The organism is Bordetella sp. BOR01 (assembly GCF_019218885.1).
GTDB lineage: Bacteria > Pseudomonadota > Gammaproteobacteria > Burkholderiales > Burkholderiaceae_B > Bordetella_A.
The window spans coordinates 1-24,486 of the sequence record NZ_JAHUWT010000003.1 but is presented as its reverse complement, the minus strand read 5'-3'; the positions used below and the strand labels follow the sequence as shown (position 1 = coordinate 24,486).

Genomic DNA, 24,486 nt, shown 5'->3' with positions numbered 1-24,486 from the left:
GCATGTCTGCTGAATCTGTCACGCCCCTGCCCGAAGCCGCGCAGCGGGTGGCCCGCCTGTTGCAAGACCTGGGCCACGACCATCCCATCGTCATCCTGCCGCAAACCGGCAAGACCTCCGCCGAAGCCGCGCAAGGCCTGGGCTGCCAGGTAGCCCAGATCGCCAAATCGATCATCTTCCGCCGCCGCATCGACAACGTACCGGTGCTGGTCGTCGCCAGCGGCGTGAACCGCGTCGACGAAGCGAAGGTTGCCGGGCTGGTGGGCGAGCTGGCCAAGGCCGATGCCCGCTACGTGCGCGACATGACCGGCTATGCCATAGGCGGCGTGTGCCCCATCGGCCATGCCGTCAAGCCGGCCATGCTGATCGACCAGGACCTGTTCCAGTACGACTCGCTATGGGCGGCCGCCGGCCACCCGCACGCGGTGTTCCGGCTCAGCCCACAGCAATTGGCCGACATGACCGGTGCCCCGGTCGCCGACATCGCGCTGCGCGCATAACCCCGTAAAGAGAGCATCGCCATGGACTGGACCTGGGTCTGGATTCCCGCCACGCTGTTCGCCGCGGCGGCCCAGGCGGGCCGCAACGCGGTACAGCGCAGCCTGACTACCACGCTGGGCACCCTGGGTGCCACGCAAGTGCGTTTCCTGTTCGGATTTCCGTTCGCGCTGCTGTTCCTGGCGCTGGTACTGGCCATCGGCGGAGGGCCGGCGCCCCGTGCCGGAACCGGGTTCCTGCTGTTCGTGCTGGGCGGGGCCGTGGCCCAGGTCACCGCCACCGCCTTGATGCTGGCCGCCATGCGCGAGCGTTCGTTCGTCGTGGTCACCGCCTGGACCAAGACCGAGCCCATTCAGGTGGCCCTGTTCGGCTTCGCCGTCCTGGGCGACCCCTTGTCGCTGATGGGGGTGGCTGCCGTGCTGCTGGCCACGCTGGGGGTGGTGCTGATGTCGGGTAACCCGGCCTCGGCCACGGGTCGCGGCAGCCTGCGCCCGGCTTTGCTGGGCTTGGTTTCGGGCGCCTTCTTTGCGCTGTCTGCCATCGGCTTTCGCGGTGCCATCCTGGCGCTGGACAGCGGTAGCTTCTTTCTGCAAGCCACCTGGACCCTGGCCTGGTCGCTGGGTGTGCAGACGCTGTTGCTGGTGATCTGGATGGTGCTGTTCAACCGTGCCCTGCTGGCCGCTTGCCTGGCGGCATGGCGTGCCTCGATATGGGGCGGACTGCTGGGCGCGTCGGCCTCGCAAGGCTGGTTCCTGGGCTTTGCGCTGACGGCAGCCGCCAACGTGCGCACGCTGGGGCTGGTTGAAGTGCTATTTGCGCAACTGCTGTCGCGCCGCTTGTTTTCGCACGCCACCAGCCGGCGCGAACTGGCCGGCATCGCCCTGATCGTGCTGGGGGTGGGCCTGCTGCTGGTCTCGGCTCGCTAACCCGCCGCTATTGCAGCAGTTGCAGCCGGCTCTGGGCCGTTTCGGCGGCCGGCGTGTTGGGATAGTCTTTCACGATACGCTGCAGCGAGGCCTTGGCGCCGGCGCGGTTGTTCAACTCGATCTGGCTGCCGGCAATCACCAGCAGGGCGTCGGGCGCGCGCGCGTTGTCGGGCGACTGCTGCACCAACTGATTCAGTTCTTCGATGGCACCCTTGTAGTCCTTGGCGGCGTAGCGGCTGCTGCCCAGATAGAACTTGGCGGTGGGGGCAAGCTGGCTGGCGGGGTACAGGGCAATGAACGCAGCCAGCGATTCGGCGGCTTCCTTGTACTGCCCCTTGCGGAACTGGTCGATGGCGCCATCGTAGGCGGCTTGTTCGCGAGGGTCGCTGGCGGTGGCGCCCGGCGGGTTGTTCGCGCCTTGGCCCGGCTGCGTGTTGGGCTGCTGGCGCGACACCAGTTCCAGTTGCTCGCGCAACTGGGTAATTTCTTGCTGCAAAGACTGCAATTGATCAGCCAGTTGCAGGCGTGCGCGCTGGTTCTGCTCGTTCTGCTGCTGCACCTGTTGGCGCAGATCCAGGATAGCCCGGCGGGCCTCGTCGTCGGAAAAGGCATGGGCGGGGGCGGCCACGGCGGCTGCGGCCAGGGCGGCCGTCAGGACCAGGGTACGCAAGGGCAGGACTTGAGCGCGCATGAGAAATTCCAGAATTTAAAAACAAAAACGTCGGAACGGCCGCTTGACCGTCCCGACGCGCGGCAGTGCTGATGCGCGGAAATGCTTAGCGCTGATACTCGATATCGGCGCGGCGGTTTTCCGCGAAATCGGCTTCGGTGGTGCCGGTGGCGCGGGGCTTTTCCTTGCCGAAGCTGATGGTTTCGATCTGCGCATCGCTGACGCCCAGCAGGGTCATCATGCGGCGCACAGCGTCGGCACGGCGCTGGCCCAAGGCCAGATTGTATTCGGCGCCGCCGCGTTCGTCAGTGTTGCCTTGGATCTGGACGCGCTGTTGCTGATTCGACGCCAGGTAGCGGGCATGGGTTTCAACCAGGCCACGGTACTGGTCGGGCACGGTGTAGCTGTCGAAATCAAAGAAAACCGAGCGTTGTTGCGCCAGAATGCTCTGCGGGTTGAAGGGGTCCATGACCTGGCCCGAGGCAGTGCCTTGGCCAGAAGTGCCAGAGCCCGCCTGGCCAGCTTGGTCGTCAAGCGGGACCGAGCTGCAAGCGGCCAGGGTGGCGGCCAGGGCGGCAATAGTGAGGCTTTTGGCAATACGCATTTTCATGATTGTTCCTTTGCAAAGGGGGTCATACGTGTTTAGCGGGTAAAAGGTCCCCAGGTCGGTTCACGTATTTCTCCATTCAGTACCGAGAGCGTCTGCCGCACGCGACCATCGCTGGACACGCCTGCCAATACACTGCGGCCGTTCTGGACCGCTGCGTACAGGATCTGCATGCCATTGGGGGCGAAACTCGGTGCCTGGTCATCGCGACCGTCGGTCAACAGGGTTTCAGTGCCAGTGGCAAGTTGGAGTGAGGCGATGCGAAACGCGCCGTCGCGTCTTGAAACGTACAGCAGCGTGGAACCGTCGGGGGAAATTCGGGGTGAGATGTTGTAACTACCGTTAAATGTCAACCGACGGGCATCGCCTCCGTCGAGGCTGGTTTGATAGATTTGCGGTCCACCGCTGCGATCACTGGTAAAGATAATGGAACGGCCATCGGGCGTAAAGATCGGCTCGGTGTCAATGCCCGGGGAACGCGTAAGTCGACGCATATTCGAGCTTCCGTCGGCTCCGACGATGTAAATTTGCGACAAACCATCGCGCGTCAGGGCCACGGCCAGCTTGCTGCCGTCGGGTGACCAGGCGGGTGCGCTGTTGTTGCCCTTGAAGTTTGCGACCGGGATACGCGCGCTGGTGGCCAGCGTGTGCACATACACCACCGGCTTGCCCGATTCAAAGCTTACGTACGCCAGCTTGCTACCGTCGGGCGACCAGGCCGGCGAAATCACCGGCTCGCGCGAACGCAGGGCCACCTGGGGGTTTTGCCCATCGGCATCGGCGATTTGCAGCTCGTAGGTGTTGCCGCGCTTGAGCACGTATGCGATACGCGTCGAGAACACACCCCGTACGCCGGTGATCTTCTCGTAAATACGGTCGGCGATCTGGTGGGCCACGCGGCGCAATTCTTGCTCCGAGCCCGAGAACGCCACGCCGTCCAGCTGGCCTTTCTTGACAGTATCGGCCAAGCGGTAGCGAACGTCATAGCGGCCATCTGCACCTCGGGTGATGCTGCCGTAGGCCAGGAAATCGGCGCCCTTGGTGCGCCAGTCGTCGTAGGCCACCGGCGAATCGATATTCAGGCCCGAACCCGCGGCGCTGACCAGGCGGAACTGGCCGGTGCGGGTCAGGTCGGCGCGAATGACTTCGGCAATGGCACGGCCATGCACGTCATCCACGGCAAAATCGGCGATCGCCACGGGATACTGAGTGGCGCCAGTGCCCGAGATATCGACGCGCAGTTGCGCATGGGCGGGCTGCCAGACTAGCAGGGCGATTGCCGTCAGCAGGGTGAACAGCGCGCCATAGGCACGTGCGAGCTCCGCAGGATAGGGGCGGCTGGAGGCGGGAGTCATGGTCAGCAATCTCCTGTCAGTCATACATTCTGTACACGACGTCGATGACGGACTCATAGCGGCCCGTCGAGGGTTTGGGGAACGGATTGCAGCGCCGGATACCGGTTTCGACAGCGCGGTCAAAGCCGGTATTGCCCGACGAACTGGTCAGGTTTACGCCGGTGACCTTGCCGTCCGAACTCAACTGTACCCGGTATTGGGCGGTGGGGTTGGCCGAGCCACTGCGCGGCGGGGTCGGATAGGCCACCCCCGGACGGACGCAGGCGCGCACCTTGGCGCCATAGCCATCGTCGCGTCCGCCACCTTGCTGGTTGCGGTCGGCAGTGCCGCCAGGGATGCCGGCCGCGCCCATGGCGTCGTTGCGGAATGCATCGCGCAGGGCTTTGTCGGCGGCAGCTTTCTTGGCAGCCGCTGCTTTTTCGGCGGCCGCTTTCTTGGCGGTTTCTTCCTTGGCTTTTTTCTCGGCGGCAGCTTTCTCGGCGGCCTTCTTTTCGGCCGCGGCTTTTTCGGCGGCCGCCTTTTCCGTCGCCGCCTTCTGGGCAGCGGCCTTTTCAGCGGCAGCCTTCTCGGCGGCTTTTTTCTCGGCCGCGGCTTTTTCGGCTGCGGCCCTCTTCTCGGTGGCAGCCTTTTCGGCGGCCGCTTTCTCAGCCGCGGCCTTTTCGGCTTGTTTGCGTTCTTGCTCCAGGCGCTGCTTTTCTTTCAGCTCGGCCTGTTTGCGTTCTTCTTCCAGGCGAGCCTTTTCCTTGGCGGCTTCGGCCTCCTGGCGGGTTTTCTCTTCCTGTTCGCGTTTCTTGCGGGCCTCCTCCAGCGCAATCTCGGGGTCGGGCTGCGGGGGCTGTGGCTGCTCGACCGGCGGCGGTGGGGGCGGCTCGGGTTGTGGCTCGGGTTCCGGCTGCGGTTCCGGCGGCTCGGGCGTCGGTTCGGGTTCCGGCTGGGGCTGCGGAGGCTCGGGCTTGGGCTCGTCCGGCTGTTCTTGCGGCGGCGGGGAGTCGGGCGTATCGCCGTCGGCCCATAACTCCACTTGCACCGGGCCAGGGTTCTCCGAGTGCCAGTTGACGCCCAGGACCAAGGCAAGCACCAATAATATGTGCACCAGGATGGCCAGGAGCAGCGCCTTGCGGTTGTCTTGCGCGGCGGGAGTGATCGGCGCGGTACCGTCGTGTCGGAAGATAGGGGGGGTCATAGGCGTTGCAGTAGCGGCAGGCAGCGGCGCATCAGCGCTTTTGCGGTTCCTGCGCGGCCGCGCCCTGGTCGACCAGCAGGCCCAGCCGGGTGACGCCATTGCTGCGCAGTTCGTCCATGACCTTCACCACGGTTTCGTACGGTACCTTGCCGTCGGCGGCAATCACCACGGGCGTCTCGGCCGTGATGCGCTGGCGCACCTGGTCGACCAGTTGGTCGCGGGCGATGTCTTGCGGCGTGGCACCAGCCTCGCGCATGCGCAACGCCACCTGGCCGTCTTCGGAAATCTGCACTTCCAGCGGCGTGGCCGGCACTTCAGAGGCCTGGCCCACTGAGGGCAGGTTGATCAGGCCGGGGGTGATCAGCGGCGCGGTGACCATGAAGATCACCAATAGCACCAGCATCACGTCGATATACGGCACGACGTTGATGTCGGCCTTCATGCGTCGGCCCGCGCGGCCGTGCGACCGGACTGAGGGCATCAGCGCACCTGGCGTTGGAGGATGTTCAGGAACTCATCGACGAAGCTGTCGAACCGGATCGACAGGCGGTCGATGTCGTGGGTATACCGGTTGTAGGCGACCACGGCAGGAATCGCCGCGAACAGGCCGATGGCGGTGGCGATCAGTGCTTCGGCGATGCCGGGGGCCACCGAGGCCAGCGTGGCCTGCTGCATGTTCGACAGGCCGATGAATGCGTGCATGATGCCCCAAACGGTGCCCAGCAGGCCGATATAGGGGCTGACCGAGCCGGCCGAGGCCAGGAAGTTCAGGTGCGACTCGAGCGAATCCATTTCACGCTGGTAGGCCGCCCGCATGGCGCGGCGCGGGCCATCCAGCAATGTGTTGACGTCGCCGTTGGCATTGGTGCGGCGCGCCTTCAGGAACTCGGTCATGCCCGCATCGAAGATGCGCGCCAGTGCCCCCTGCTCGTCGCGGCGGCTGGCCACCGCCTGCTGCAACATGGACAGGTCGCCGCCGGACCAGAAGTCGTCTTCGAAGCGGCGCGTCTGGGCGTGGGCGCGCTTGATGGCAAGGCGCTTGGCGAAGATGTATGTCCAGGACAGGATGGAAATGCCCAGCAGCAGCAACATGATGAGCTGGACGGGGAGGCTGGCGTGCGTGAGCAGCGAAAGCAACGACATGTCGTTGGTGACTTGCATGGGTTATTCCTGAAGGGATTCCAGTTTGGTGCGAACGACGGCCGGCAGGGCCGCCGGGCGCAGATGCACCGTATCGACACAGCAGACTTGGATATTGCCTTGCGCGAGCAGTTCCCCGTCGCGTTCGGCACGCTGCACGAAGTTTATCGAAGCGCGGCCGACTCGTGTGACGCGGCTGCGTATGGTGATGAAGTCATCCAGCCGCGCCGGTTTGCGATAAGACATGTCCAGAGAGTGGACCACGAACAGCCGCCCTTCGCGCTCGGCCAGGGCCGATTGCTCGACTCCCAGGTCGCGCAGCCACTCGGTGCGGGCACGCTCCAGGAATCTTAGGTAGTTGGCGTAGAACACCACGCCGCCCGCGTCCGTGTCTTCATAGTAGACACGGACGTTCAGGACGGATTCGGTGGACTTCGGTTCAATCACAATGATATGGCAGCCTCTCGGTCGCCGGGCGGGCAGGGCCGGGCAGTCTACAGTGTTTCCAGCTTGGCCAGCACCTTTTCCAGGGCAGACTCGGCGGGGATCTTTGCGGCTTCGCTTTCGCGACGGGCCTGCAATTCCACCACACCGTCGTTAAGACCGCGTTCTCCAACTGTTACGCGCAGGGGCACCCCTATCAGTTCCCATTCAGCGAACATGACGCCCGGCCGGGCGTCACGGTCGTCCAGGATGACATCCACGCCACGAGCGCGCAGTTCGTCATACAATTTTACGGATTCGTTACGTACGGTTTCATTTTTGCCCCAGCCAACCGGGCAGATCACCACTTCAAACGGCGCGAGGGCGCGCGGCCAGATAATGCCGCGGGCATCGTGGTTCTGCTCGATGGCGGCGCCGGCGATCCGGGTAATGCCGATGCCGTAGCAGCCCATCTGCAAGGTGGCCGGCTTGCCGGTCTCGTCCAGGAAGGTGGCTTTCAGGGCATCGGAATACTTGGTGCCCAGGAAGAACACATGGCCGACCTCGATGCCGCGCTGGATGGCCAGCCGGCCGGTGCCGCCGGGGGCGGGATCGCCCTCGACCACGTTGCGCAGGTCGGCCACCAGTTCGGGTTCGGGCAGGTCGCGTCCCCAGTTGGCGCCCTGATAGTGGAAATCTTCGCGGTTTGCCCCGCAGACGAAGTCGGCCATGTTGGCCACCGTGCGGTCGGCCACCACGCGTACCGGCAGGGCGGTGCCGATGGGGCCCAGGTAGCCGGGCTTGCAGCCGAAATGGGCCACGATCTCGGCTTCGGTCGCAAAGCGGAAGCCGGCCAGGCCTGGCAGCTTGCCCGTCTTGACCTCATTGAGCTCGTGGTCGCCGCGCAGCAGCAGCAGCCACACCTGCACCTTGCCCGGTTCGGGCTCGGTGGCCAGCACAATGGATTTCAGCGTGCGGTCCAGCGGCAGGTCCAGCAGGCGAGCCACCTCTTCACACTTGGCGGCACCGGGCGTGGGTACGGCCTCCAGGGGCTGGGCGGCCGGTGCGCGTTCGGCCAGCAGGCCCGGTGCTTCGGCCAGTTCGATATTGGCGGCGTACTGCGAGTCGGGGTTGTAGACCAGCAGGTCTTCGCCGGTGTCGGCGATTACCTGGAACTCGTGGCTGCGCGTGCCGCCGATCGAGCCGGTATCGGCCGCCACGGCGCGGAACTGCAACCCCAGCCGACCGAAGATGCGCATGTAGGCGTCATACATCCTGTCGTAGCTTGCCTGAGAGGCGGCCTCGTCGCGGTCGAACGAGTACGCGTCCTTCATGGTGAATTCGCGGCCTCGCATCAGCCCGAAGCGCGGACGGCGCTCGTCGCGGAATTTGGTCTGGATGTGATAGAAATTCAGCGGCAGTTGCCGATAGCTGTGGATTTCATTGCGGGCGATGTCCGTGATCACCTCTTCCGAGGTCGGCTGCAGCACGAAATCGCGCTGGTGGCGATCTTTGATGCGCAGCAGCTCGGCGCCGTATTGTTCCCAGCGGCCCGACTCCTGCCACAGCTCGGCCGGCTGCACCACCGGCATCAGCAGCTCGATGGCGCCCGCGGCGTTCATCTCGGTGCGCACGATCGCCTCGATCTTGCGGATCACTTTCAGGCCCAGCGGCATGTAGGTATAGATCCCGCCGGCCAGCTTGCGGATCATGCCCGCGCGGGTCATCAGCCGGTGGCTGGCGACTTCGGCCTCGGCGGGGGCCTCTTTCAGGGTGTTCAGATGGTAGGTGGATGCGCGCATATTTAAAGGTGGCTTCAGATACGTATAATCGACTGTAATTGTATTGAATTCGGTGGGGGTGGCCCATGCTCGATCGTGAAGGCTACCGTCCCAATGTTGGCATTATTCTCGTAAACGGCAAAAACGAGGTCTTTTGGGGCAAGCGTATCCGGGAACACGCATGGCAGTTCCCGCAAGGCGGCATCAAGTATGGCGAAAGCCCGGTGCAAGCCATGTATCGCGAGCTCCATGAAGAAGTGGGCCTGAAGCCCGAACATGTCCGCATTTTGGGGCGCACACGCGACTGGCTGCGCTATAACGTACCTGATCATTTCGTCCGGCGCGAATGGCGCGGGCACTATAAGGGTCAAAAACAGATCTGGTTCCTGTTGCGCCTGGTTGGCCGCGACTGCGACGTATGCCTGCGTGCCACGCAGCATCCGGAGTTCGACGCCTGGCGCTGGAGCCAATATTGGGTGCCGTTGGATGCGGTCATCGAGTTCAAGCGCGAGGTCTACACCCTGGCGCTGAACGAGCTTTCCGCCATCCTGTTCCGGCGCCAGCACGAAACCCGCTACCTACGCCAACGTGTCCATGGCCAAGGCCGTGGAGCCGAAGGCCTGCCCGCCGAACCCGACGGTCATGCGCATATTGCTGGTTGAAGACGAGCTCGAAATGGCGTCGTGGCTGGTCCGGGCGCTGGCGCAAAGCGGCTTCACTCCCGACCACGCGCCCGACGCCCGCAGCGCCGAAAGCCTGATGGCCGCCAACGAGTATGACGCCATCGTCATGGACCTGCGCCTGCCCGACAAGCACGGGCTGGTGGTGTTGCGCGACATGCGTGGCCGCGATGACCGCACGCCAGTACTGTTGCTGACGGCCCAGGGCGCATTGCAGGATCGCGTGCGCGGCCTGAACCTGGGCGCCGACGATTTCCTGACCAAGCCTTTCGCGCTCGAAGAGCTCGAGGCACGTGTGGCGGCGCTGGTGCGGCGCAGCCGGGGCCGGCAGTTTCCGCGCCTGCAATGCGGGTCGCTGGCCTACGACGGCGAAAGCCGCGCGTTTACCCTGGACAGCAACCTGCTGTTCCTGACGCCGCGCGAACACGCCGCCCTGGTTGCCCTGCTGACGCGCAGCGGCTATCCGGTCGACAAGGCCCAATTGTTCGGCAAGGTCTTCACGCAAGACAGCGAAGCCAACCTGGATGCCATCGAGGTCGTGCTGCACCGCCTGCGCAAGAAACTGGCGGGCAGCGACGTGCGCATTGTCACGGTGCGCGGCCTGGGCTACATGCTGGAAAGCAGCGCCAGTGAACCCGCCGGAACCTGAGCGCTTTCGCTTCCCGCTGGTCGGCATTCGCACCCTGCTGATCACGCTGCTGCTGCCCGGCGTCATCCTGCTGCTGGTCATAGATAGCTGGAACGACTACCGCACCCTGGCGGCCATTACCAACGAAGCCTACGACAGCGCACTGCTCGAGCCTGCCCGGGTGCTGGAAAGCAGCATCGAATTCACGCCCGACGGCCATCTGGCGGTAGCCACGCCGGTATATGCCCAGGTCATCCTCGAATCCAAGGCGGGCCTGCGCAAGTATTTCCGCATCGAAGAAATCGATCCGCCCTTGCCCGAGGGTGCTGTGCAGGTGCCGCCGGCCGGCCGCACGGTGGCCGGCATGCCCGAATTGCCGCGGCCGCCCACGTGGCCCTCGACGCGCGGCGAACCCGTGTTTTTCAACAGCGTTTACCGTAACGACCCTGTACGGGTGGTGGCGGTCCTGCGCGACCTGCACTACCGCGGCCAGCATCGCCAGGTACTGGTCTTGGTAGCGGAAAGCATCGGGCGGCGCTTGCAGGCCGAGACCGCCGCCCGGCGCCAGGAACTGCTGCGCGACGCCCGCATGCTGGGGCTGGTGGCCATCCTGGTCTGGTGGGGCGTGGCCTGGTCGCTGCGGCCGCTGGCGCGGCTGCGCAACGACATTCGCGCGCGACGGCCCGACGATCTCACCCCGCTGGACGCTTCCCGCGTGCCCAGCGAAGTCATTCCGCTGGTCGAGGCGGTCAACTACCACGTTGCCCGGCATCGGCGCGTGCTCGACGAGCAGTCGCAATTCCTGGCCGACGCCTCGCATCAGCTACGCACGCCGCTGGCCATCATGCTGACCCAGGCCCAGTACGCCTTGCGCGAACCCGATCCGAAGCGGGCTCAGGAAGGGTTGCGTGCCATCGTCGACCAGCTTGGGCGCACGCGGCGCCTTACCGAACAATTGTTGTCGCTAGCCCATGCCAGCCAGGCCGACCCGACCCCGCGTCAATTGCTGGATCTGAACGAAGTCGCGCGCAATGTCGTGCTGCAGTACCTGCCCCTGTCTCACGAGAAGCAGCAAGACCTGGGTTGGGCGGCCGCCTGCCAGCACGGTACGGCCCAGGGCAATCCCGCGGTGCCAGTCGTAGGCAGCGACGTCGAGCTGCACGAGGCCTTGTCCAACCTGGTCCACAACGCCATTCACTACGCGCCCACCGGCGCGCGCATCACGGTATCCGTTGCGCGGCAAGGCGATCGAGCCGAGGTCTCCGTGTCCGACAATGGTCCGGGCATCGACGCCATGGCGCGAGCCCGCGCGTTCGCCCGCTTCGATCGCCTGGTGCCAGGCCGTTCCCCGGTGTCGCCGGGTTCGGGATTGGGGCTGTCTATCGCGCGCGCCTACGCTCGTCGCAATGACGGCGACATCGAACTGCGCGATGGCGAGCCCAATGCCCAGGGCGGGGTGGGTCTGGCGGCGGTATTGTGGTTACCGGTGGCCGACCCCGTGCTGGTTGCGCCGGACCCCGCCGCCAATCTGGCCTGAGGCGTCACCGCGCGACGGTTGCCCCTACGATGCGCCGTGTTGCATGCGTGCATACAGGCCGGGCAGCCGGTCCGAGATGAAGTCCAGCAGCGCCCGCACTGCCGGGGCCATGCCGCGGCGCGAGGGATAAATGCAGTGGACAATGCCCGTGGGCGATAGCCAGTCGGGCAGCACCTGCACCAGTTGGCCGCGACGCAGTTCTTCATAGGTGGCCACGGTCGGCAGCAGGGCAATGCCGCGGCCGCGCACGGCCGCTTCAGTCAGTACGATGAAATCGTTGCAACACAGCTGGGGATGCAGCGCTACCTGTATTTCCTCATCTTGCCGGTTGCGCAGCGGCCAGCGCACCTCGGGCTGGGGGTCGCTGAAACTGAGCGTGGTGTGCGCGACCAGGTCCTGGGGCGTCTCGGGCGTGCCGTGGCGCTGCAGATAAGCCGGGCTGGCCACGATACTGCTGCTGGCCATGCCCAGGTGCTTGACCACCAGCTCGGCGTCTGTGTCCAGCCGGGTCCGTACCCGTAGCGCCAGGTCCACGCCTTCCCGGATCAGGTCCACGCGGCGATTGGTGGCCAGCACTTGCACCGAAATGGACGGCCAGGCGTCCAGGAATTCGGGCAGCAAGGGCGCCAGCATCTGCTGGGCGATGGCGATGGGGCAGCTCACCACCACCGGCCCGCACGGTTGTTCCTGCAATTGGCGCATGGCGTCTTCGGCCGCTCGCGCCGAGGCCGTCATCTCGCGGCAATAGTGCAGGTATCGCTCGCCCGCCCGTGTCAGGCGCAGGCGGCGGGTAGTACGCTGCAGCAGCCGCACCCCCAGGGTTGCTTCCAACTGCGAAATCCGTCGCGACAGGCGCGACTTCGGGATGTCCAGGGCCCGCGACGCGGCGCTGAAACCGCCGTGCTCCACTACCTGTGAAAAATAGAACAAGTCATTCAGGTCTTGCATCGGAATCGCTCCGGCTATTGTCCCGTTTGTGGAACGAATAGTTCATCTTAACCGGGTTTATGGTTCCAATCAGCTTGTCTACAGTACAGGCATGTCCACAGCGCCTCGCACGGCGAACCGGAGAATGCTATGAAAACCTTGGTCATCCTTGCTTCTATCCTGGGCGATCGTTCCAGATCCAATCAATTGGCCGATCACCTCATCCAGCGCCTGCGCCAGCTCGAGCCCGCAGGCTCGATCCAGGTGCGCGACCTGGGTGCCGATCCCATCCCTTATTTCGACGGCGCAACCGCTGGCGCGCTGTTCACGCCGGCGGACCAGCGCACGGCCGCGCAATCGGCCATGGTTGCCCGTAGCGATGCCTTGATTGCCGAACTGTTCGATGCCGACCGCATCGTGTTCGCCGTTCCCGTCTATAACTTCAGCCTGCCGGCCCAGCTCAAGAGCTATATCGATTACATCGCGCGCGCCGGCGTGACGTTCCGCTATACCCCGGAAGGCGTGTCCGAAGGGCTGCTCAAGGGCAAGCAGGTGCTGGTGCTCAGTACGCGCGGCGGCAAGGCCCGGGGCACGCCCAGCGACACCCTGACCCCGTACCTGACGCAGATCCTGGCATTCGTGGGCCTGGCCGACCCTGTTTTCATCACTGCCGAGGGCATGGCACTGGGCGAACTGGCTGCCCAGGAAGGGCTGGCCCAGGCCCGGCAACACATCGATGCGCTGGTGCAGGCCCAGCCGCCGCAGCGACGGGCCGCCTGAACGCCGCCCGCGCGTGCGCGGGCCGGCGGCTGGCCTGGCGGTTCAATCCCGCAGGCGGGTGATCAGGCTGGACGTGTCCCAGCGCCCGCCGCCTGCCTTCTGCACATCGCCATAGAACTGGTCCACCAGCGCCGTCAGCGGCAGCCTGGCCCCATTGTGGCGGGCTTCGGACAGCACCAGGCCCAGGTCCTTGCGCATCCAGTCCACGGCGAAGCCGAAGTCGAACTTGTCGTCCACCATGGTGCCACCGCGGTTTTCCATCTGCCAGCTCTGGGCGGCGCCTTTGCTGATCACATCCAGCACCAGCTTCATGTCCAGGTCGGCAGCCTGCCCGAATGCGATGGCTTCCGACAGGCCTTGCACGATGCCGGCGATGCAGATCTGATTCACCATCTTGGCCAGTTGGCCCGCGCCGGGGGCGCCCACCCGTGTAACGGCACGGCCATAGGCCTGGGCCACCGGCTTGATTGCCTCGAAGACCTCGGCTTCGCCGCCGCACATGATGGTCAGAGCGCCGTTGACTGCGCCGGCCTGGCCGCCCGATACCGGCGCGTCCACGAATTGCAGGCGTTGTTCACGAGCCAGGGCATATAGCTCGCGCGCCACGTCGGCCGATGCCGTTGTGTGGTCTACAAAGATGGCGCCGGATGCCATGCCCGCGAATGCACCATCCTCGCCCAGCACCACGCTGCGCAGGTCGTCATCGTTACCCACGCAGGCGAACACGATCTGCGCACCGGCCACGGCTTCGCGCGGGGTGGCCACGCTTTGCCCGCCGAATTCCTTGCTCCAGGCCTGTGCCTTGGCCGGGGTGCGGTTGTAGACAGTGACCTCGTGGCCGGCTCGCGCCAAGTGGCCGGCCATGGGCAGGCCCATGACGCCCAGGCCAAGGAACGCGACTTTCTGGGATACGACCTTGTCGTAGTCCCTGGAACCGATGGATGCCATGCAGAGTCTCCGGGTTGGCTGTGTAGAAACCTGAACGTTACCGCAATCAGCCCGCGCCGCGGCGAAAAACCGATGCGCACAAAAAAAGGTGCCGGACGCCCTGGGGTGGGAGTCGGACACCTTGTCGCGCCACTTGCGGTGTCAGGCCCGCATGGGGGCCTGACACCGAACCAGCATGTCACTCTTCTTCTACAAAGGTCTCTTCGCGCTTCTTGCGGATCGACGGCAGGGCCACCAGCACGACCAGCGCCAGGGCCACGGCCAGTAGCGAAGCCGACAGCGGCCGGTCGACGAAGGTGAAGAAATCGCCGCGCGACAGCAGCAGGGCACGGCGGAAGTTTTCTTCCATCATGGGGCCCAGCACCAGGCCCAGCAGCAGCGGCGCGCCTTCGCATTTCAGCTTGGACCACACATAGCCGACCACGCCGAAGATGGCAGTGGTAAAGATGTCGAAGGTGTTGTAGTTCAGCGAATACACGCCGATCGTGCAGAACACCAGGATGGCCGGGAACAGGATGCGGTAGGGCACCTTCAGCAGCTTGACCCACAGGCCGATCAGCGGCAGGTTCAGCACCACCAGCATCAGGTTGCCGATCCACATCGAGGCGATCAGGCCCCAGAACAGTTCCGGGTGGCTGGTCATGACCTGCGGGCCGGGCTGGATGTTGTGGATGGTCATCGCGCCGACCATCAGCGCCATCACGGCGTTGCCCGGGATACCCAGCGTCAGGAGCGGAATGAACGAAGTCTGCGCGGCCGCGTTATTGGCCGATTCCGGTCCGCCCAGGCCGGCCGGGTGGCCCTTGCCAAAGCGTTCGGGGTTCTTCGAGATCTTCTTTTCCAGCGTGTATGACGCGAACGAGGACAACACCGCGCCGCCACCGGGCAGGATGCCCAGCATCGAGCCCAGGATCGTGCCGCGCACCACGGCCGGAGCCGCTTCGCGGAATTCCTGCTTGTTGGGGTACAGCGAGCCGATCTTGCCGGTGATGTCGACGCGATTCTCTTTCTGTTCCAGGTTGGTCATGATTTCGGCGAAGCCGAACACGCCCATGGCCACGATGGCGAAGTCGATGCCGTCTTGCAGTTCGGGAATGCCGAAGTCGAAACGGGCCACGCCCGAGTTGACGTCGGTACCCACCATGCCCAGCAGCAGGCCCAGGATGATCATCGCGATAGCCTTGGGCAGCGAGCCCGAAGCCAGCACCACGGCGCCCACCAGGCCCAGGGTCATCAGCGAGAAGTATTCGGCGGGGCCGAACTTGAAGGCGACTTCGGCCAGCGGGGGCGCAAACCCGGCCAGCAACAGCGTGGCCACGCAGCCGGCGAAGAACGAGCCCATGGCGGCAATGGCCAGCGCGGCACCCGCCCGGCCATTGCGCGCCATCTGGTGGCCGTCCAGCACCGTCACCACTGCGGATGTCTCGCCCGGCAGCGCCACCAGGATGGCGGTGGTCGAACCGCCGTACTGCGCACCGTAATAGATACCCGCCAGCATGATCAGGCCGGCCACCGGGGGCAGCACGTAGGTGATCGGCAGCAGCATCGCAATGGTGGGAACCGGACCGATCCCGGGCAGCACCCCGATCAGCGTCCCCAGAATACAACCCAGCAGGGCGTACAGCAGGTTCTCGGGCGTGAACGCCACCGAGAAACCCAGCATCAAGTGATCAAACAATTCCATGGCCGCTAACTCCTTAATTCATGCCTAGAAACGACGGCCACAGCGGGAAAATCAGCCCCAGCCCCTTGACGAACGCCAGGTACGAGAACACCACCAGGAACACGCCGTTGGCAGCGGCGACTTTGAAGTTGAATTCGTGGCTGGCCAGGCTGCTCACCACCACCAGGATGAATACCGATATATAGATACCCAGCAGCTTCAGGATCAGGCCATACAGGATGACCGAGCCAATCACCAGGAAAGCGATACGCCAGTCGAATTTCTCCACCTGGGTTTCGGTGGCGTTCTTGGCCAGCGAGCCGAGCAGCACGATGGCGCCCAATATCGCCAGAACCAATCCCAGCGCGAAAGGGAAATATCCCGGTCCCATCCGGGCGGCGGTACCCATCTGGTAATTTGCTGCTTTCCAGGCGAATCCCAGGCCCAGGGCGATGAACATCACCCCCGACCAGAAATCCTGCCGATTGCGTAGCTGCATGGTGTACTCCTATTTACAGCATGTGAATTAAAATCAGGCCGGTTGCGGGCCGGCACAAAAAGGCACTTGAAGATGCCGCTAGTTCTTATCGAGTCAAGGAGGCGCCTTTCAGGCAGCGCGCATGGTAGCGAAGGGGCCTGGGCCTGCAAACCCGCACCATCCACTGTGCGGATGGGGTTTTCCCTAGAACGGGCGCCCAAGTTGTAACCCCGGGCTCGAATCGGCTCGGAATGAAAGCAAAGTGAAAGTAAATAGAAAGACGGGCGAAAGCCGCCGCAAGCGCGCCGAACGATTTATCCTTCTGGTTGGCGGCTTCGTCCGGCTGCCGAAGTCCTACTGAATATTGCCGTGTTTCTCACGTTGCGTGCGGCCGCCCGGCCGGCACGCGGATGGTTTACGATAGCGCCCATGTTGCAAGACCTCGACCAACTCGCCGCCCGTATCGGGCAACTGGTGCAACGCACCCGGCAGCTCCATGCCGAGCGCGACGCGTTGCGTGTCCGCCTGAGCCAAAGCGAATCCAGCCAGCGCGCGCTCGAACAGCGCTGCGCCGATCGCCAGGCTGAAATCCAGGCCCTGCAGGCCAAGCTGCAAGAGCACGACGGCACGGTGACCACCATGCTCGCCGACGCCCGCCAGGCCGAATCCGACCTGCGCGAAGAGCTCGCCCGTGCCACGGCTGATCGCCAGACGCTGGAAACCCGTGCCAGTGCCCGCGAAGCCGAACTGCAGGGCAGCCTCAACGCGCGCGACACCGACCTGCAACGCCTGCGCGTCGCGGCCGCCGCCGCGCGCGAGCGCATCGACACTGTGCTGGCCAGGTTGCCCGGCGCACCCACCGGAGAGCAACCCTGATGGAACGCGTCGATGTCACCATCCTGGGGCGCGACTACTCGCTCGCCTGCTCCGCCGACGAAAAACCCGCCCTGATGGCTGCCGTGCGCCACGTCGACCAGCTCATGCTGCGCGTGCAGGGCTCGGGCAAGGTCTCCAGCAACGAACGCATCGCCGTCATGGCGGCGTTGCAAATCGCCAGCGAACTTCTGGCCATGAAGACACCCGACGGCCCGCTGGGCGGGTTGGCGGTCGGCGACTTCAAGCGTAGAATCGAAGACATGAACTCCTTGCTCGACGACGCCTTGTCTGGCCAGGAAAAATTGTTGTAGGGCGCAAGCCCCCGGCGTGTCGGTATCACGCGATGTTTTTCAGTTTGTCCCTGCCGTGCTCGTGACTTGGCCATACATTCTCTGAACCTATGTCTTATGGCATATTGGTTGCGCGAATGGTGAGCTGGAGTGATTGTCTCTCGTAGATGAACCCGACGCTCAACGGACCGCGACCACCTTGAACCTCATGGTTCGAGATGCCGGCCTAGACGGCACAGGTGGGGCATCTTTTCCGGCGGGCCTGCTTCTCCATGCAGGTCCGCACCGGATGTCTCCTCCTTCCCCTCCCTATACAGGTTTGCCATGATGCACTCCCATTCCGTGCTTTCATTGAACCGGATCGCGGCCGCTTGCTGCGCCGCCTTGGCCCTGGCCGCCGTGCAGCCGGCCCTCGCGCAGCAGCCCTCGCCCCAGCAGCCCCAGCCGTCAGCGCCGCAGTCCGACGATGCAGGCAAGCGTGCACCCGAGCTCACCTTGCAAGCGTCCGCCTCGTCCGATGTGCAGCAAGATACCGTACGTATCACGCTGGCCACTGAACTCGAGGCCGCGTCGCAGGCTGCGGCCGGCAAGGCATTGAGCACCGCGCTCGATGACGCCGTCAAGCGCGCGCAAGGCACCAAGGATGTGCAAGTGCGTACCGGCGGCTATAACGTGTGGCCCAATGCCAACGAGAAAGGCAAGATCCAGAACTGGCGTGCCCGAGGCGAAATCACCCTCGAATCCAAGGATTTCGCCGCCGCTTCGGCGCTGGCCTCCAAGCTGTCCGACAAGACTGCCATCGCCCAGATCAGCTTCCTGCTTTCGCGCGAAGCGCGCGAGGCCGAAGAGCGCAAGTTGCTCAGCCAGGCCGCCGATGCCTTCCGCGATCGCGCCCTGGCGGCGGCCACCGCATTCGGCTTCAGCGGCTACCGCGTGCGCAGCCTGGAACTCAGCGGAGGCGGTTCACCGGTGCCGGTGCCGCGCCCCATGGGCGCCCAGATGATGGCCAAGAGCAGCGTGGCTGAATCCGCCGATGTGCCGCTCGAGGCCGGCAAGGTCACGGTCAGTATTGCCGTCAACGGGACTGTCGCTTTGCACTGAATACATACAGCGCAATCCCCAGCGCCACCATGGGCAGGGACAACCACTGTCCCATGCTCATGCCGCCGGCCAGCAAGCCCAGGAAATTATCCGGTTCGCGGGTGAATTCCACCAAGAAGCGGAAAGCGCCGTAGCCAATCAGGAACAACGCGCTCACCTGTCCGGTGGGACGCGGCTTGGCCGAAAACCACCACAACAGCGCAAACAGCACAAGGCCTTCCAGCCCCAGCTCATAGAGTTGCGACGGATGGCGGGGCAACCCGTCGCCCGATTGCGGAAACACCATGGCCCAGGGCACATCGGTGGGGCGGCCCCACAATTCACCGTTGATGAAGTTGCCCAGCCGGCCCGCGCCCAGGCCCAGCGGAATCAAGGGCGCGATGAAATCGCTGACGGTAAAGAACGACAGCCCCTTCTTGCGTGCGAACAGCACCATCACCAGGATCACACCAATCAGCCCGCCGTGAAACGACATGCCGCCTTCCCACAGATACAGTACTTCCAGCGGATGCGTCAGGTAGTAGGCCGGCTTGTAGAACAGCACATAACCCAGGCGCCCGCCCAGCACCACGCCCAGCACGCTATAGAAAATCAGGTCTTCCAGGTCGCGCGGCTGCAGCGCCGGCGTGTGGCCGCGCGCCAGGCGTACGCGGCCCAGCGCGTAGACCAGTGCGAATCCCACCAGGTACATCAAGCCGTACCAATGGATGGCCAGGGGGCCGATACGCAGGGCAATGGGGTCGAACTCGGGATAGTGCAGCATATTCCGCCACGCATAAAAAGATTGGGTCGATAATAACCGGCGAACGTGTCGCCACACAGCGACGGGTGCCCGACCGCCAGGCGGGCCGCGCAACATTCCGGAGACAGACCATGCCGAACAACGAACGTTCCCGCCACATTACCCATGGCGTCGCCCGCGCGCCCAACCGCGCCATGTATTACGCGCTGGGCTACCAGGAAGCTGATTTCGACAATCCCATGATCGGCGTGGCCAACGGCCATTCCACCATCACCCCCTGCAACAGCGGCTTGCAGCGCCTGGCCGACGCGGCCATCGAGGCGGTGCGCGTGGCGCGCGCCAACCCCCAGGTGTTTGGTACGCCCACCATTTCCGACGGCATGTCCATGGGTACCGAGGGCATGAAATACTCGCTGGTGTCGCGCGAAGTCATTGCCGACTGCATCGAGACCGCCGTGCAGGGCCAGTGGATGGATGGCGTGGTGGTCATCGGCGGCTGTGACAAGAACATGCCCGGCGGCATGATCGCCCTGGCCCGCATGAACGTGCCGGGCATCTATGTGTACGGCGGCACCATCAAGCCGGGCCGGTACAAGGGGCAAGACCTGACCATCGTGTCGGTATTCGAGGCGGTTGGCGAATTCACCATGGGCCGCATGCCCCAGGAAGACTTCAAGCAGATAGAAAAGTGCGCCATTCCGGGCTCGGGCTCGTGCGGTGGCATGTACACGGCCAACACCATGAGCTCGGCGTTCGAGGCCATGGGCATGAGCCTGCCCTATTCCAGCACCATGGCCAATGAAGACAGCGAGAAAGTCGCTTCGGCCGCCGAGTCCGCCCGCGTGCTGGTCGATGCCGTGCGGCGCGGAGTGCGCCCGCGCGACATCATCACCCGCGAATCCATCGAGAACGCCGTTTCGGTCATCATGGCCACGGGCGGCTCCACCAACGCGGTGCTGCATTTCCTGGCCATCGCCCATGCCGCAGAAGTCGAGTGGACGATCGACGATTTCGAGCGCATCCGTCGTCGCGTGCCGGTCATCTGCGATCTCAAGCCTTCCGGCCGCTATGTGGCCACCGACCTGCATGGCGCCGGCGGCATCCCGCAGGTGATGAAGCTGCTGCTCGATGCTGGCCTGCTGCACGGCCACTGCATCACCATCACGGGCAAGACCATCGCCGAAACGCTGGCCGATGTGCCTGCCCAGCCGCCCGCCGGGCAAGACATCATCCGCCCGATCGACCGCGCCCTGTACCCGCAGGGCCACTTGGCCATCCTCAAAGGCAATCTTTCGCCCGAAGGGTGCGTGGCCAAGATCACCGGGCTGAAGAATCCCGTCATCACGGGGCCGGCGCGCGTATTCGATTCCGAAGACGACGCCATGGCTGCCATCATGGACCGCCGCATCCGCGATGGCGATGTGGTGGTCATTCGCTATGAAGGGCCCAAGGGCGGCCCCGGCATGCGTGAAATGCTGGCACCCACCTCGGCCCTGGTCGGGCAGGGCCTGGGCGAAACCGTCGGGCTCATCACCGATGGTCGTTTCTCCGGCGGCACCTGGGGCATGGTGGTGGGCCATGTGGCGCCCGAGGCCTATGTCGGCGGCCCCATTGCCCTGATCCGCGAAGGCGATTCGGTTACCATCGACGCTCACCAATTATTGTTGCAGCTCAATATTTCTGACAAGGAAATGGCGGCGCGCCGTCAGGCCTGGATCCAGCCCAAGCCACGGTACACGCGCGGCGTGCTTGCCAAGTTCGGCAAGCTGGCCGGCACCGCCAGCCGTGGGGCAGTTACCGATGCATTTGAAGCGTAGTCTGGCGGCCATGGTCGCCTGTGGCCTGTGGGCCGGTCTTCCGGCAGCCGCCAGCGCCCAAGCCCAGGTCGATGGCCTGGCGCTGGCGCAGCGCAAGGCCTGCATGGCCTGTCACCAGGTCGACAGCAAGCGGGTCGGCCCTCCGCTGCGCAGCGTGGCCGAACGCTATGCGGGGCAGGGCGAGGCCATGGTCCAGTACCTGGCGGCCAAGATCCGCTCGGGCGGCCGTGGGGCGTGGGGCGCAGTGCCCATGCCGGCGCAATCGCAGGTCAGTGAAGACGAAGCGCATAAATTGGCGCAGTGGATCCTGTCGCTGTCGCCGCCCAAGCCTCAGTAGTAGTACCGTGGCCGCCCCGATTGGCGGTTGCCTTTGAACAAGGAACGGATATGTCGGAACAAGGTTCTACGGGCTCCACCCAGGTCGCCGTGCTGGGGGGTGGCTGCTTCTGGTGCGTCGAGGCCGTGCTGGTCGACTTGCGCGGCGTCATCAGTGTGGCGCCCGGCTACAGCGGGGGGCATGTCGACAACCCCACCTACGAACAGGTGTGCGGCAAGAACACCGGCCACATCGAAGTGGCCCGTGTCGAGTTCGATCCTGCCGTGCTTTCTTATAGCGATTTGCTGCGGGTGTTCTTTGCCACCCACGATCCCACCACACCGGGTCGTCAGGGCAACGACGTCGGCCCGCAATACGAATCCGCCATCTTCTGGCAAGACGAATCGCAGCGCCAGCAGGCCCGGGCCGTCATGGCCGAAATCGACGAGCAGCACATTTACGATGCGCCGCTGGTCACGCAACTGCGTGAGCCGGCCACCTTCTGGCCGGCCGAAGACTACCACCGCAACTATTTCGCTCTGCATCCCGAGCAGGGCTATTGCCAGTTTGTCATCGCGCCCAAGGTCGCCAAATTCCGCAAGCAATTCCGCGACCGCCTGGCACGATGATGCCGCGCTTGCAAAAGCCTGCTGGCGCGCGCGGCCAGCCTCATTCGACCGTCTTGACGACCCCGCGGCGCATCTGGTCCAGCTCGATGGATTCGAACAAGGCCTTGAAATTGCCTTCGCCGAAGCCGTCGTTGCCCTTGCGCTGAATGATCTCGAAAAAGATCGGGCCGATCTGGTTCTCGGTGAAGATCTGCAGTAACAGCCCGCCGCCGGGGGCGCCATCGAGCAAGATGCGGTTCTTCTGCAGGCTCGCCACGTCTTCTCCGTGGTTGGGCAGGCGGCGATCCAGCAGCTCGTAGTAGGTTTCAGGCGTATCCAGGAAAGCCACGCCATTGCGGCGCAGGGTTTCCACGGTGGCATAGATGTCATCAGTGGCCATGGCGATATGCTGGATGCCCTCGCCGCGATACAGGTCCAGGTATTCCTGGATCTGGCCTTTTTCCTCAGTGCCTTCCTCGTTGATCGGAATGCGGATATTTCCGCAGGGTGAGGTCATGGCCTTGGACTTCACGCCCGTCACCTTGCCCTCGATGTCGAAATAGCGAATCTCGCGGAAGTTGAACAGGCGCTCGTAGAATTCCGACCATTCGGCCATGCGTCCCTTGTGCACGTTATGAGTCAGGTGGTCCACCAGCGTCAGGCCCGCTCCGGCGTGCGTCAAGTCGCTTTCGGCGGTCGCGACGTCCAGGGGTTCGAAGTCCACGTCATAGATGCTGATGTCGCCGATGCCGCCGTGGCCGTTCTTGCCGCGCCAACGGTCCACCAGGTAGATCAGCGAATCGCCTATGCCCTTGATTGCCGGAATGTTCAGCTCCATCGGACCGCTGTGCGAATCAAAACCCCAGGCGCCCAGTTCCAGGGCGCGTTGGTAGGCCTGTGCGGCATCCTGCACGCGAAAGCCAATGGCACAGATCGACGGGCCATGCAGCCGGGCAAAGCGCTGCGCGAAAGAATCGGGCTCGGCATTGATCAGGAAGTTCACGCCACCCTGGCGGTACAGCGTCACATCCTTGTGACGGTGGCGAGCAATCGCCTTGAAGCCCAGCGTCTCGAATACCTTGCGCAGCGCGGCCGGGTCCGGGGCGGCGTATTCGATGAACTCGAAGCCAGCGGTTCCCATGGGGTTGTCCCAGGTTTGGAAAGTGGTGCTCATGGCGGCGCTCCTTGTCTCGTTCGCATGACTCGGAAACCCAAGTCTAGGACGAAGATTGTAGGCAGCATAGGCCAGCAGGTGATTGCAAACCTGCCCCAATAAAGCAGCAAGTGGGCAATAATATTGCTGTATTTAATTATATTGGGGATAAATATGGCTGAACTAGAGCTCGATCGAACAGATCGCAGAATCCTGGCCGAATTACAGCGCGACGGGCGGCTCAGCAACCAAGAGCTGGCCGATCGCGTGTCGTTGTCGCCCAGCCCCTGCCTGCGGCGTGTGCGCCGGCTTGAAGAGCGTGGCTATATCAAGCGCTATGTCGCCCTGGTCGACGCCGAAAAAGTGGGTTTGGGCCTGCTGGCTTATGTCTCTATTCGCCTGGACAAGCATGTGGGGGGCAGCCATGCCCCCATGGGTGAGTTCGCTCGCGACGTACAGCGCTGGCCCGAAGTGGTCGAGTGCTACGCCATGTCCGGCGACATGGACTACTTGCTGCGCGTGCAGGTGGCCGACCTGGCGCATTTCTCCAGTTTCGCCATGGACACGCTCATGCGCCATCCTGCCGTGGTCGACATGAAGTCTTTCTTCGCCCTGCAGCAAATCAAGGAAACAACCGAATTGCGCCTATAAGAAGGGAGAAGGGCAGGATACTGTTGCCGTCCCCATTTAATTCGGGCATTTCAAAAAAGAGTGTCGCAGCCAGCGTCATGCGGTTGTCATGTGTGCTATAGTCTCGCTCCTTCGCTGCTTGAACAGCATTTTTCAAGTGGCGGGGCCGAAGTCTTTGTTGCGACGGCTGGCACAATGTCTACTGACCTTGTTGCACAGGCTGAAAAAATCGTGCTAAGATGTTGGGCTTGGCAGTTGGTGATCAGCGGGGGTTAACCCTTACGAATCGCCGGTTGTTCAGGCGCTGCGGGTTTAGTCTGCAGGCAGCGACTCAGGCGCGGTTGATTTGACAGGTTGCAGGAAAGGCCTCATAATCTCGTTTCTGTGCTGCAAGAACAGCACCGCAGTAGGCAGTACCGCTCTTTAACAACGAAACAACCGATAAGTGTGGGCGCTTGATGGCGCGGCGCACGGCCACGGGGTTTGCCTTCGGGCGGGCTTGGTGGCCGGGTAAGCCAAAGAGAAATCAGGCGCTCACATAGAAGTGAAGTACCAAGAATGTCAAACATTCAAGGAACCTCATTTTCTTTGAGCGAAGTGCCGTCGTCTTTCGGGATGATGGTGCGCGAACATTACAGAGATTGAACTGAAGAGTTTGATCCTGGCTCAGATTGAACGCTAGCGGGATGCTTTACACATGCAAGTCGAACGGCAGCGCGGACTTCGGTC

Annotated in this window: 27 protein-coding genes, 1 rRNA gene and 1 other RNA gene; 15 read left to right on the top strand and 14 right to left on the bottom strand. The window is 63.9% G+C overall.

Going from position 1 to position 24,486, the window contains the following annotated elements; all coding sequences use genetic code 11:
• The first annotated feature begins 2 nt into the window (after positions 1-2).
• Both KW845_RS14930 and KW845_RS14925 read left to right on the top strand, forming a co-directional pair.
• On the top strand, positions 3-500 hold the full coding sequence (locus tag KW845_RS14930) for a YbaK/EbsC family protein (protein ID WP_218370072.1): 498 nt from the start codon (positions 3-5) through the stop codon (positions 498-500).
• A 21-nt stretch (positions 501-521) separates the two neighbouring features.
• Entirely contained in the window at positions 522-1,424 is a 903-nt protein-coding gene (locus KW845_RS14925) for an EamA family transporter (RefSeq protein WP_218370071.1), read from the top strand.
• A gap of 7 nt (positions 1,425-1,431) precedes the next feature.
• Here the strand turns inward: KW845_RS14925 and ybgF are convergent, their stop codons facing one another.
• From ybgF to KW845_RS14885, 8 genes are all read right to left on the bottom strand, one after another.
• The gene (gene ybgF / locus KW845_RS14920) at positions 1,432-2,115 is read right to left on the bottom strand and encodes a tol-pal system protein YbgF (protein ID WP_218370070.1); all 684 of its coding nucleotides are present in this window, start codon (positions 2,113-2,115) and stop codon (positions 1,432-1,434) included.
• Positions 2,116-2,200: 85 nt separating this feature from the next.
• Positions 2,201-2,704 (bottom strand): peptidoglycan-associated lipoprotein Pal, encoded by a 504-nt coding sequence (gene pal / locus KW845_RS14915; RefSeq protein ID WP_218370069.1) that lies wholly within the window; start codon positions 2,702-2,704, stop codon positions 2,201-2,203.
• A gap of 32 nt (positions 2,705-2,736) precedes the next feature.
• Positions 2,737-4,056, bottom strand: a complete 1,320-nt coding sequence (gene tolB / locus KW845_RS14910; protein ID WP_218370068.1) for a Tol-Pal system beta propeller repeat protein TolB — start codon at positions 4,054-4,056, stop codon at positions 2,737-2,739.
• Positions 4,057-4,072: 16 nt separating this feature from the next.
• Entirely contained in the window at positions 4,073-5,239 is a 1,167-nt protein-coding gene (gene tolA / locus KW845_RS14905) for a cell envelope integrity protein TolA (protein WP_218370067.1), read from the bottom strand.
• 31 nt (positions 5,240-5,270) lie between these two features.
• A complete protein-coding gene (gene tolR, locus KW845_RS14900) occupies positions 5,271-5,720 on the bottom strand; it encodes a protein TolR (protein ID WP_218370066.1) in 450 nt (149 codons plus the stop codon).
• A complete protein-coding gene (gene tolQ / locus KW845_RS14895) occupies positions 5,720-6,400 on the bottom strand; it encodes a protein TolQ (RefSeq protein WP_218370065.1) in 681 nt (226 codons plus the stop codon). The genes tolR and tolQ overlap by 1 nt, the downstream gene beginning before the upstream one ends.
• Before the next feature lie 3 nt (positions 6,401-6,403).
• Positions 6,404-6,826, bottom strand: coding sequence for a tol-pal system-associated acyl-CoA thioesterase (gene ybgC / locus KW845_RS14890; RefSeq protein WP_218370064.1), 423 nt, complete (start codon positions 6,824-6,826; stop codon positions 6,404-6,406).
• A gap of 47 nt (positions 6,827-6,873) precedes the next feature.
• Complete coding sequence (locus KW845_RS14885; protein ID WP_218370063.1) at positions 6,874-8,604, bottom strand: proline--tRNA ligase; 1,731 nt, start codon at positions 8,602-8,604, stop codon at positions 6,874-6,876.
• A gap of 65 nt (positions 8,605-8,669) precedes the next feature.
• Here KW845_RS14885 and KW845_RS14880 point away from each other — a divergent pair, with 65 nt between their 5' ends.
• The 3 genes from KW845_RS14880 to KW845_RS14870 are packed head-to-tail and all read left to right on the top strand — an operon-like array spanning position 8,670 to position 11,428.
• Positions 8,670-9,245, top strand: coding sequence for an RNA pyrophosphohydrolase (locus KW845_RS14880; RefSeq protein ID WP_218370062.1), 576 nt, complete (start codon positions 8,670-8,672; stop codon positions 9,243-9,245).
• Positions 9,226-9,912 (top strand): response regulator, encoded by a 687-nt coding sequence (locus KW845_RS14875; RefSeq protein ID WP_218370061.1) that lies wholly within the window; start codon positions 9,226-9,228, stop codon positions 9,910-9,912. Before KW845_RS14880 ends, KW845_RS14875 begins: the two co-directional genes overlap by 20 nt.
• Complete coding sequence (locus KW845_RS14870; RefSeq protein ID WP_370628230.1) at positions 9,893-11,428, top strand: sensor histidine kinase; 1,536 nt, start codon at positions 9,893-9,895, stop codon at positions 11,426-11,428. Before KW845_RS14875 ends, KW845_RS14870 begins: the two co-directional genes overlap by 20 nt.
• A gap of 24 nt (positions 11,429-11,452) precedes the next feature.
• On the opposite strand, the gene KW845_RS14865 is transcribed toward KW845_RS14870, so the two are convergent.
• On the bottom strand, positions 11,453-12,376 hold the full coding sequence (locus tag KW845_RS14865; RefSeq protein WP_218370060.1) for a LysR family transcriptional regulator: 924 nt from the start codon (positions 12,374-12,376) through the stop codon (positions 11,453-11,455).
• A gap of 129 nt (positions 12,377-12,505) precedes the next feature.
• On the opposite strand from KW845_RS14865, the gene KW845_RS14860 reads away from it, so the two are divergent.
• Complete coding sequence (locus KW845_RS14860) at positions 12,506-13,135, top strand: FMN-dependent NADH-azoreductase (RefSeq protein ID WP_218370059.1); 630 nt, start codon at positions 12,506-12,508, stop codon at positions 13,133-13,135.
• A gap of 42 nt (positions 13,136-13,177) precedes the next feature.
• Here the strand turns inward: KW845_RS14860 and KW845_RS14855 are convergent, their stop codons facing one another.
• The 3 genes from KW845_RS14855 to KW845_RS14845 all read right to left on the bottom strand — a co-directional run bounded on the left by KW845_RS14855 (position 13,178) and on the right by KW845_RS14845 (position 16,245).
• Complete coding sequence (locus KW845_RS14855; RefSeq protein ID WP_218370058.1) at positions 13,178-14,083, bottom strand: NAD(P)-dependent oxidoreductase; 906 nt, start codon at positions 14,081-14,083, stop codon at positions 13,178-13,180.
• A 178-nt stretch (positions 14,084-14,261) separates the two neighbouring features.
• Positions 14,262-15,767, bottom strand: coding sequence for a tripartite tricarboxylate transporter permease (locus tag KW845_RS14850; protein ID WP_218370057.1), 1,506 nt, complete (start codon positions 15,765-15,767; stop codon positions 14,262-14,264).
• A 13-nt stretch (positions 15,768-15,780) separates the two neighbouring features.
• Positions 15,781-16,245, bottom strand: coding sequence for a tripartite tricarboxylate transporter TctB family protein (locus tag KW845_RS14845; RefSeq protein WP_218370056.1), 465 nt, complete (start codon positions 16,243-16,245; stop codon positions 15,781-15,783).
• 408 nt (positions 16,246-16,653) lie between these two features.
• Between KW845_RS14845 and KW845_RS14840 the strand changes: the two genes are divergently transcribed.
• The 4 genes from KW845_RS14840 to KW845_RS14825 all read left to right on the top strand — a co-directional run bounded on the left by KW845_RS14840 (position 16,654) and on the right by KW845_RS14825 (position 18,491).
• Positions 16,654-17,100 carry a hypothetical protein gene (locus KW845_RS14840; RefSeq protein ID WP_218370055.1) on the top strand — a complete coding sequence of 149 codons (447 nt, stop codon included), beginning with the start codon at positions 16,654-16,656 and terminating at the stop codon, positions 17,098-17,100.
• The gene (locus tag KW845_RS14835) at positions 17,100-17,411 is read left to right on the top strand and encodes a cell division protein ZapA (protein WP_218370054.1); all 312 of its coding nucleotides are present in this window, start codon (positions 17,100-17,102) and stop codon (positions 17,409-17,411) included. Before KW845_RS14840 ends, KW845_RS14835 begins: the two co-directional genes overlap by 1 nt.
• A 44-nt stretch (positions 17,412-17,455) precedes the next feature.
• Positions 17,456-17,640: non-coding RNA, 6S RNA (gene ssrS, locus KW845_RS14830), on the top strand.
• 77 nt (positions 17,641-17,717) lie between these two features.
• A complete protein-coding gene (locus tag KW845_RS14825; RefSeq protein ID WP_218371379.1) occupies positions 17,718-18,491 on the top strand; it encodes an SIMPL domain-containing protein in 774 nt (257 codons plus the stop codon).
• On the opposite strand, the gene lgt is transcribed toward KW845_RS14825, so the two are convergent.
• Positions 18,466-19,254: a prolipoprotein diacylglyceryl transferase gene (lgt, locus tag KW845_RS14820; RefSeq protein ID WP_218370053.1), complete on the bottom strand. Its 789-nt coding sequence runs from the start codon at positions 19,252-19,254 to the stop codon at positions 18,466-18,468. The two genes, KW845_RS14825 and lgt, sit on opposite strands and share 26 nt — an antisense overlap.
• Before the next feature lie 110 nt (positions 19,255-19,364).
• On the opposite strand from lgt, the gene ilvD reads away from it, so the two are divergent.
• Genes ilvD through msrA form a run of 3 tightly spaced genes read left to right on the top strand, consistent with a single transcriptional unit; the run spans position 19,365 to position 21,995 of the window.
• The gene (gene ilvD / locus KW845_RS14815; protein ID WP_218370052.1) at positions 19,365-21,050 is read left to right on the top strand and encodes a dihydroxy-acid dehydratase; all 1,686 of its coding nucleotides are present in this window, start codon (positions 19,365-19,367) and stop codon (positions 21,048-21,050) included.
• On the top strand, positions 21,034-21,387 hold the full coding sequence (locus tag KW845_RS14810) for a c-type cytochrome (RefSeq protein WP_218370051.1): 354 nt from the start codon (positions 21,034-21,036) through the stop codon (positions 21,385-21,387). Before ilvD ends, KW845_RS14810 begins: the two co-directional genes overlap by 17 nt.
• A gap of 50 nt (positions 21,388-21,437) precedes the next feature.
• Positions 21,438-21,995 (top strand): peptide-methionine (S)-S-oxide reductase MsrA, encoded by a 558-nt coding sequence (msrA, locus tag KW845_RS14805; RefSeq protein ID WP_218370050.1) that lies wholly within the window; start codon positions 21,438-21,440, stop codon positions 21,993-21,995.
• 40 nt (positions 21,996-22,035) lie between these two features.
• Here msrA and hppD read toward each other — a convergent pair whose 3' ends face one another.
• Positions 22,036-23,148 carry a 4-hydroxyphenylpyruvate dioxygenase gene (gene hppD / locus KW845_RS14800; RefSeq protein ID WP_218370049.1) on the bottom strand — a complete coding sequence of 371 codons (1,113 nt, stop codon included), beginning with the start codon at positions 23,146-23,148 and terminating at the stop codon, positions 22,036-22,038.
• 153 nt (positions 23,149-23,301) lie between these two features.
• Between hppD and KW845_RS14795 the strand changes: the two genes are divergently transcribed.
• Together KW845_RS14795 and KW845_RS14790 are read left to right on the top strand one after the other, a co-directional pair.
• A complete protein-coding gene (locus KW845_RS14795; protein WP_218370048.1) occupies positions 23,302-23,778 on the top strand; it encodes an Lrp/AsnC family transcriptional regulator in 477 nt (158 codons plus the stop codon).
• A gap of 622 nt (positions 23,779-24,400) precedes the next feature.
• Positions 24,401-24,486, top strand: a 16S ribosomal RNA gene (locus KW845_RS14790); the annotation flags it as partial.

Bases quoted from the DNA above. Each gene is read 5' to 3' on its own strand.
- KW845_RS14930 (WP_218370072.1), top strand. From the start codon at position 3: ATGTCTGCTGAATCTGTCACGCCCCTGCCCGAAGCCGCGCAGCGGGTG.
- KW845_RS14925 (WP_218370071.1), top strand. From the start codon at position 522: ATGGACTGGACCTGGGTCTGGATTCCCGCCACGCTGTTCGCCGCGGCG.
- ybgF (WP_218370070.1), bottom strand. From the start codon at position 2,115: ATGCGCGCTCAAGTCCTGCCCTTGCGTACCCTGGTCCTGACGGCCGCC.
- pal (WP_218370069.1), bottom strand. From the start codon at position 2,704: ATGAAAATGCGTATTGCCAAAAGCCTCACTATTGCCGCCCTGGCCGCC.
- tolB (WP_218370068.1), bottom strand. From the start codon at position 4,056: ATGACTCCCGCCTCCAGCCGCCCCTATCCTGCGGAGCTCGCACGTGCC.
- tolA (WP_218370067.1), bottom strand. From the start codon at position 5,239: ATGACCCCCCCTATCTTCCGACACGACGGTACCGCGCCGATCACTCCC.
- tolR (WP_218370066.1), bottom strand. From the start codon at position 5,720: ATGCCCTCAGTCCGGTCGCACGGCCGCGCGGGCCGACGCATGAAGGCC.
- tolQ (WP_218370065.1), bottom strand. From the start codon at position 6,400: ATGCAAGTCACCAACGACATGTCGTTGCTTTCGCTGCTCACGCACGCC.
- KW845_RS14885 (WP_218370063.1), bottom strand. From the start codon at position 8,604: ATGCGCGCATCCACCTACCATCTGAACACCCTGAAAGAGGCCCCCGCC.
- KW845_RS14880 (WP_218370062.1), top strand. From the start codon at position 8,670: ATGCTCGATCGTGAAGGCTACCGTCCCAATGTTGGCATTATTCTCGTA.
- KW845_RS14875 (WP_218370061.1), top strand. From the start codon at position 9,226: ATGCGCATATTGCTGGTTGAAGACGAGCTCGAAATGGCGTCGTGGCTG.
- KW845_RS14865 (WP_218370060.1), bottom strand. From the start codon at position 12,376: ATGCAAGACCTGAATGACTTGTTCTATTTTTCACAGGTAGTGGAGCAC.
- KW845_RS14860 (WP_218370059.1), top strand. From the start codon at position 12,506: ATGAAAACCTTGGTCATCCTTGCTTCTATCCTGGGCGATCGTTCCAGA.
- KW845_RS14855 (WP_218370058.1), bottom strand. From the start codon at position 14,083: ATGGCATCCATCGGTTCCAGGGACTACGACAAGGTCGTATCCCAGAAA.
- KW845_RS14850 (WP_218370057.1), bottom strand. From the start codon at position 15,767: ATGGAATTGTTTGATCACTTGATGCTGGGTTTCTCGGTGGCGTTCACG.
- KW845_RS14845 (WP_218370056.1), bottom strand. From the start codon at position 16,245: ATGCAGCTACGCAATCGGCAGGATTTCTGGTCGGGGGTGATGTTCATC.
- KW845_RS14840 (WP_218370055.1), top strand. From the start codon at position 16,654: ATGTTGCAAGACCTCGACCAACTCGCCGCCCGTATCGGGCAACTGGTG.
- KW845_RS14835 (WP_218370054.1), top strand. From the start codon at position 17,100: ATGGAACGCGTCGATGTCACCATCCTGGGGCGCGACTACTCGCTCGCC.
- KW845_RS14825 (WP_218371379.1), top strand. From the start codon at position 17,718: ATGCACTCCCATTCCGTGCTTTCATTGAACCGGATCGCGGCCGCTTGC.
- lgt (WP_218370053.1), bottom strand. From the start codon at position 19,254: ATGCTGCACTATCCCGAGTTCGACCCCATTGCCCTGCGTATCGGCCCC.
- ilvD (WP_218370052.1), top strand. From the start codon at position 19,365: ATGCCGAACAACGAACGTTCCCGCCACATTACCCATGGCGTCGCCCGC.
- KW845_RS14810 (WP_218370051.1), top strand. From the start codon at position 21,034: ATGCATTTGAAGCGTAGTCTGGCGGCCATGGTCGCCTGTGGCCTGTGG.
- msrA (WP_218370050.1), top strand. From the start codon at position 21,438: ATGTCGGAACAAGGTTCTACGGGCTCCACCCAGGTCGCCGTGCTGGGG.
- hppD (WP_218370049.1), bottom strand. From the start codon at position 23,148: ATGAGCACCACTTTCCAAACCTGGGACAACCCCATGGGAACCGCTGGC.
- KW845_RS14795 (WP_218370048.1), top strand. From the start codon at position 23,302: ATGGCTGAACTAGAGCTCGATCGAACAGATCGCAGAATCCTGGCCGAA.